The organism is Candidatus Glassbacteria bacterium (assembly GCA_019456185.1).
Classification (GTDB): domain Bacteria; phylum Gemmatimonadota; class Glassbacteria; order GWA2-58-10; family GWA2-58-10; genus JAJRTS01.
Window position 1 is genome coordinate 1 of sequence record VRUH01000100.1, and the last position, 6,260, is coordinate 6,260.

A 6,260-nucleotide genomic window follows, 5' to 3' on the forward strand; every position below is an offset into this window, starting at 1 on the left:
TATTGACGCTGGCCGCGCCCATCAGCATGGCTGGCGTGGTCTTGTCGCAACCGGAAAGCAACACCACCCCATCCAGCGGATTGGCGCGCAGGGATTCCTCCACGTCCATGCTCATCAGGTTGCGGAACATCATCGTGGTGGGGCGCATCACCGGTTCGCCCAGGGACATGGCCGGAAACTCCAGGGGAAAGCCCCCGGCCTCCCACACACCGCGCTTGACCACCTCGGCTACCCCCCGCAGGTGCTCGTTGCACGGCGTGAGCTCCGACCAGGAATTGCAGATCCCGATCACGGGGCGCCCGTCGAAGAGGTCGTCGGGACGGCCCTGGTTCTTCATCCAGGAGCGGTGCAGAAAGCCATTGCGGTCCGCCTTGCCCCACCAGGCGGCGCTGCGGAAGAGGGTCTTGTCGCTCATGATAGTAATCCTTTCTCGATTGTCTATTATATATATAGGATGTATATGGATGGACGATTCGATCCATCGGGACAACAAAATATCCGTCCAATCCAACCGGGCGGGGTGAGGGATCCGGGCCGTGCCGCCACCCGCGGCCCCAGCGATCCGGAAGCGGCGCTATCCATGATATTGCTTGCTTACTGCGCTTTCCACCCGCCGCGCAACTTTTCCCCGAAGCGGCTCCGGCATGACTTCCCACCCGCGCACCCCGGCCGGGGGGAAGGAAATTCCGCAGAGAACCGGCAACCATGAAAAACGGCGGAGCCGGTAATTCCCGGTCCGGTCAAGCGAAACTGATTACGAAATTTCAATAATGTTTTCAAACTTATATGCACTTTTACCCTAAATGGGTGTTTCCTTCCCGGGGTTTCTATGGTAGGCTTTTCCGTAATCGTGAAAATAGAATTTTAATTACAAAATTTTTTTAAGCGTTATTTCATTTTTTGGATGTGAAAAGGATCGAAGTTCTGCCGTTGACTTGGAGAGGACGACGGCGGGGCCGGGAGACGAGTTACCACGGCCACATCCACGATTTCAATGAAGTCTTGACGCGTACGTTCCGATTCACTGCCCGTTCCGATTCACTGCCCGTTCCGATTCCGGAACCGGGCTCGGAGGAATAGGCCGTTCCCGGCAGCAGTATCCCCAGGCAAGGCTGAATTTCCTGGCAAAGCCACCGGACCGGCATGATTCCAAAATCCGATCGCGGACCGATTTCTTCGGCTCCGCGGCCGCAGATTTGAAAAGGGGGTTTGCCTTGAAAGCAAATATCCTGTCTTCCCTGCCAGCTTTCCGTTCGGCAGGCCGGATGCTCCTGGCCGCATTCTGCGTCTGGAGCCTGGCCATCCTTCCCGTAGCGCAAAACACCATCTTCGCGCAAAGCGCCCGGGATGCCGTCAAAATCCGGGTCGCCGTGCTGGATTTCAAGGGCCTCGGCCTTTCCGAAGTGGAAACCGCCGCCGTGACGGACCAGATGCGCAACGATCTGGTCAACCTGCGAGTATTTACGGTGCTGGACCGCTCCCAGACCGACAAGGTGCTGAATGAACTGGCTTTCCAGCAGGAGGGCCTCACCGATACGGACAAGGCCGCCAAGATCGGGCAGATTCTCAACGTGGAATTCATCGTCACGGGCCGGGTCACCAAATTGGGCGAGGCCTACCAGGTCAATGCCCAGATGATCGACGTGGAAACGGTGGAGATCGTGCGTAGCGAGAGCATCATCTACCGCGGTGACATCCTCGGGCTGCTCTCGGAAAACATAGCCTCCATCGCCGCACGCCTCAGTCAGGTGGATCCCCCGCCATTGCGTCAACAACCGGTGCAACAGCAGGCGCAAGTGGAGGAGGAAGGCGGCGGGATGCCCACCTGGGCCTGGATTGCCATTGGCGTGGGTGTGCTCGCCCTGGCCGCGGGCGGCGGTGGAGAGGAAGATAGCGGAGGCGGTGGCGGCGGTGGCTGCTCCGGCTGCGGGTCGGTGGGATTTACCTGGTGACCATACACCACGGAAAATATCGACCGAAACCGGCCAATCTTTTGGAATCCTAGGAGAATCATGAACGGGCATCCCTATCGAAGAGGATTTTTCATCCTGATCGCATTCCTGATGCTGGGAATGGCCGCGTCCTGTGAACGAAGCAAGGACACTGGTAGCTCCGGCGATCAGTTTGGCGCCATCACCGCCACGATAATCTGGCCCTCCACCGAAAGCGGCACAACCAGCGCCTCCATCCGACCACAAACGGCGCCGGTGGGTGTGGTGAAGGTGCGCGGCACGGTCACCGGGCCCGGCATGTCCCCTGTATCGGCCACGTATTTCGCCTACGAAGGCGGGGGTGCGATCCCCAACGTCCCGGTGGGATTCTACCGCTCCTTGCGCGTGGAAGGCCTGGACATCACCGACACCCCCATCTACATGAGTGGTGCCACCAACCTGAATGTGATCCAGGGGGAGACGACCAACGCGGGCTTCCTCACCATGGTCGACGTGACCACGGATACTACGCCCCCCGCGGCCATCACCGGATTGGGTCTCGCGCCGGGGGATGGGCAGGTGATCATGACCTGGACCAACCCGGCGGACTCGGACTTCGCGGGGGTGATGATCCGCCGCTCCACGGTTTCGAATCCTACGGGCCCCACGGATGGGGACGAGGTCTATGACGGCTTCACCATAAACTATGGTGACTCAGGCCTCGCCAACGGGACGCTATATTACTATTCCATCTTCACCAAGGATTGGATTCCCAACTACTCGACGGCGGTTTCCGGCAACGTCACGCCGAATGATCCAGGCACCGACCTCATTCCACCCACCGTCTCTACCACCGATCCCACCGGCGGTTCCACCAATGTCGCGCTGGACAAAACGGTGACCGTGGTGTTTTCCGAGGACATGGACCAGGCGGCCACATCCGGGGCGTTGGGACTCTACCCGGAAGATGGCGGCACCGGAAATCCGGACATGGGATCGCCGGTGAGCGGCGCCGCGAGTTGGATCAGCGCCACAACATGGCAGTTTAATCCCACGGCCGATCTTTCCGCCGATTCCGATTATTTCATTGTTGTCACGACGGCAGCGGCGGACCTGGCGGGAAACAACCTGGCCGTCGGATACGAGGCCTCCTTCACTACCCTCTCCCTGGAGTGCAAGTGGGATGTTGGGCAGTGGGATGGCTGTAAATGGGGGTAGTGACCGGCAGGAAAAGACGAGCCGGAGGACAGCGCCCCGGAACCGGATGAAAGAGAGAATTCATCAATGTGGAACAAAGAGAATCAATCCCGAGCCGATAAGGAGTGGACATGAAGAACGTGAAAATTATCGTCATGCTGGTGGGAATCATGACCCTGGTGGTGGTCGCCTGGGGGTCCAACATCGGCACCCTCATTACCTTCTCCAGCGGGACCACCATCAGTTCCACCGCGATGAACACCAACTTCGCGGACGTGAAGACGGCCGTGAACGACAATCAGACCCAAATCACCGGCAAGCTCAGTAACGCCGCCGGTGCGGTAACCGCCACTAATCTGGCGGCGGGCTCGGTGACTGCCTCCGAATTGAAGACCAATGCGGTTACCGCCGTGGATACGCTCGACGAGGCGGGGGTGGGTGCTGCAGACGGCCTGGGGGACTTTTTTCTGCCGGAAAATGGTTCTTATGTCGAAATAGGCAGTCTAACTATAGTAGCCCCGGCGGCAGGCAGTGTTATTGTAAATTATGATGGATATACCTTAATCCAGCACGATATCGGTACCAACTCCGTCATGCGCACCAGCCTTAGCACAAGTGCCACACCCAGCCAGTATAGCGAGGGGTTTGAAGTCTTGGGTGTCCCATCCAATTCCCCCACCGGATCCTTCTACATGAATAACTCGGGACAACACGTGTTTCCAGTGTCCGCTGGAAGCAATGTATTCCATTGGTATGGGCATATGCTCTCTGGTACTGGTTTAATATACGTTATGCATGGATACATGTCCGGTATTTTTGTGCCCACCAGTTATTAATCTCTTTGGACAGGTGGTTGCCAACTGGATTCAAGGTGAAATCCCGGGCGGTTGCTTTTAAAAAATAGCATGATGACTTGCGTAAAATCGATACCTGCGGTTCCCCGAATCCGACAGTCTGACTTTCCAAAACTCAGTTCGGATATGCGGCGGAATGTGCCCTGGTGGGTTTTAGCGCTCCTGCTTTTGCCCTTGTTGGCCTGCGATCCAGGCAGCGGGAAAAAGTCCGGCGGTAATGCTACCGATGGGGTTCAACCTCCTCCTCTTTCTTCGGATAATGCGGAGATCTCATCGGACCAAGCCCAAAACGATGAGCTTGAACTGCTGATCATGGCCGTGGAAAAAGCAAAAGGTGCGGAAAAACTTCGCTACCTCACTCACCTCTGGGAGGCATCGGTCGATGCGAACGCGCCAGATGAAACCCTGTCCGCCTTTGAACGATTTGCGAAGGATCCAGACGACGAGGTTTCCCGCTTGGCTTGGGAGGCGCTTATAGATTTGGGCGACTTGCGGGAGGCTGCTGCATCCGTGGCGAAATCAGGCGGGAACGATGCGCCGGAAAAATTCACGCCGGGAACGAAAACCCAGGATGGAATAAAGGATTCCGGAGTTCCGCAATCTCCGAATGTGGAAAAAGAGTTAATCACCACGCGATCCAAAAAGCGTCTGATGTGGAAAAAACTTTGGTTCAAGGTGCTGCATGGCAAGGGGGAGACGGAACGCGCCTCGGCCCTGAGACGTGTGGCCTTGGAGTCCGGTCCGGAAAGTGTCAACATTTTGCTTGCAGGGGCAGCGGACGAAAATGCGAATGTCCGCCTTATCGCTATACAAAATCTTTGGCATTCTGCAGCGAAAGGGCTGGATGAGAACGGCCGCATCCTGATGGCTCTACAGGACGCCGTGTGGGGCTCCGATCCCATTGTAGCCGGACTGGCCCAGCGAGCCCTGGATGATCTGGAACGGTTGGCGCAAATGCGCGCCGAGGAGGAATGGCAGGCGTCCTTGGCCCCGGAATGGAACTCTCAGTCCAATCGCCATAATTGGGAAATAACAAATAGTGACCCGAATACTTTGGCTATGTCCCAACCGCCGGAATCAGGGCCAAATTGGGAGGTGCTTGCACAACGGGCATTTTACGAACTAAACACTCAAGCGAGGTCCGAGAGCATAAGAGAAGTGGCTCATTATCGCAGCGAGAAAGCCGTCGATATCCTGTTGGAGGTCGCCACATACGACGGCGCTTCCCAAAATCGCTACCAGGCAGTGGAGGCCCTCTGGCGCTCGGCGGCAAATGGCCTCGATTCCGATGGCCGTATTACAGACACTCTCCAGAATGCCCTTCGCGATTCTGATCCTCAAATCGCCAAATTGGCGGAACGGGCCATCGAGGATTTGCAACAGCTTGCCGAACGGCGCTTCCAGCATTCAAAAGTGGAAACTGCCACTTTGTCAGATTCCGAGGATTCCTACAACGGTTCTCCCGACCGCGTTCCCACGCAATGACTGAAGCATCACACAGGAACTATGGTACGCATTGGGGGACTCCCACCCACACATCGCCGAACTTGCGACTCAAGCCTTGGAAATTTTGGAAAATTTGAAGTACCCGTTACCCTTGAAGATGCAGCGGTGAACGGACAGGGTGCAGATGCACCCTCCAGTTTGAGCCAATTAATTATCGGTCTCCCCCCCATAGCCATCCCGCACCGAATGTGCTTGGATGAATGGAGTTAAACGATCCTCCATTTTCATCATCCGCCGGCTCCGCATGACCCGCATGATCCGCTTCACTGTCCGCCCATCCCTGCGATTCCCGTATACCGTGCTGCTCCTGGCCGCCCTGCTCATCCCGGCACTCGGCATCCCCGGTGCTTCCACCGCCGCCGCCCAGCAGCTTCCCGATGGCCTGTTCGCCCGCATCGAGACCAACCGGGGGCTGATCGTGGCGCGGCTGTTCTTCCGGGCGGCGCCGATGACCGTGGGCAATTTCGTGGGGTTGGCGGAGGGTAAAATGAACTGGACCGACCCTTCCGACGGGAAGATCAAGCAGTCCCGCTTCTACGACGGGCTGACCTTCCACCGGGTGATCAAGGATTTCATGATTCAGGGGGGCGATCCCCGGGGCACCGGGCGGGGCGGGCCGGGGTATTACTTCCCTGACGAATTCTCCCCCAAGCTGCGTCACGGCAAGGGGGGTATCCTCTCCATGGCCAACGCCGGGAAGGACACCAACGGCAGCCAGTTCTTCATCACCCACAAGGCCACCCCCTGGCTGGACGGGCGGCACTCGGTGTTC

The 6,260-nt window shown here is 57.6% G+C and carries 6 protein-coding genes; 5 read left to right on the forward strand and 1 reads right to left on the reverse strand.

Annotated features, from left to right (window positions below; translation table 11 throughout):
• Positions 1 to 415 (reverse strand): dihydroxy-acid dehydratase (locus FVQ81_17885; protein MBW7998402.1); only part of this gene is annotated, 415 nt, incomplete at its 3' end.
• 799 nt (positions 416 to 1,214) lie between these two features.
• Here FVQ81_17885 and FVQ81_17890 point away from each other — a divergent pair.
• From FVQ81_17890 to FVQ81_17910, 5 genes are all read left to right on the forward strand, one after another.
• Positions 1,215 to 1,952: a hypothetical protein gene (locus FVQ81_17890; GenBank protein MBW7998403.1), complete on the forward strand. Its 738-nt coding sequence runs from the start codon at positions 1,215 to 1,217 to the stop codon at positions 1,950 to 1,952.
• A 60-nt stretch (positions 1,953 to 2,012) separates the two neighbouring features.
• Positions 2,013 to 3,149 (forward strand): hypothetical protein, encoded by a 1,137-nt coding sequence (locus FVQ81_17895; GenBank protein MBW7998404.1) that lies wholly within the window; start codon positions 2,013 to 2,015, stop codon positions 3,147 to 3,149.
• A gap of 110 nt (positions 3,150 to 3,259) precedes the next feature.
• The gene (locus FVQ81_17900; protein MBW7998405.1) at positions 3,260 to 3,964 is read left to right on the forward strand and encodes a hypothetical protein; all 705 of its coding nucleotides are present in this window, start codon (positions 3,260 to 3,262) and stop codon (positions 3,962 to 3,964) included.
• Positions 3,965 to 4,108: 144 nt separating this feature from the next.
• Positions 4,109 to 5,467 (forward strand): hypothetical protein, encoded by a 1,359-nt coding sequence (locus FVQ81_17905; protein MBW7998406.1) that lies wholly within the window; start codon positions 4,109 to 4,111, stop codon positions 5,465 to 5,467.
• A 265-nt stretch (positions 5,468 to 5,732) separates the two neighbouring features.
• A partial coding sequence (locus FVQ81_17910; GenBank protein MBW7998407.1) for a peptidylprolyl isomerase occupies positions 5,733 to 6,260 on the forward strand: 528 nt, incomplete at its 3' end.

What these genes read in the sequence shown, in the direction of transcription:
- FVQ81_17900 (MBW7998405.1), top strand. Translation starts at nt 3,260, where the DNA reads ATGAAGAACGTGAAAATTATCGTCATGCTGGTGGGAATCATGACCCTG.
- FVQ81_17895 (MBW7998404.1), top strand. Translation starts at nt 2,013, where the DNA reads ATGAACGGGCATCCCTATCGAAGAGGATTTTTCATCCTGATCGCATTC.
- FVQ81_17905 (MBW7998406.1), top strand. Translation starts at nt 4,109, where the DNA reads ATGCGGCGGAATGTGCCCTGGTGGGTTTTAGCGCTCCTGCTTTTGCCC.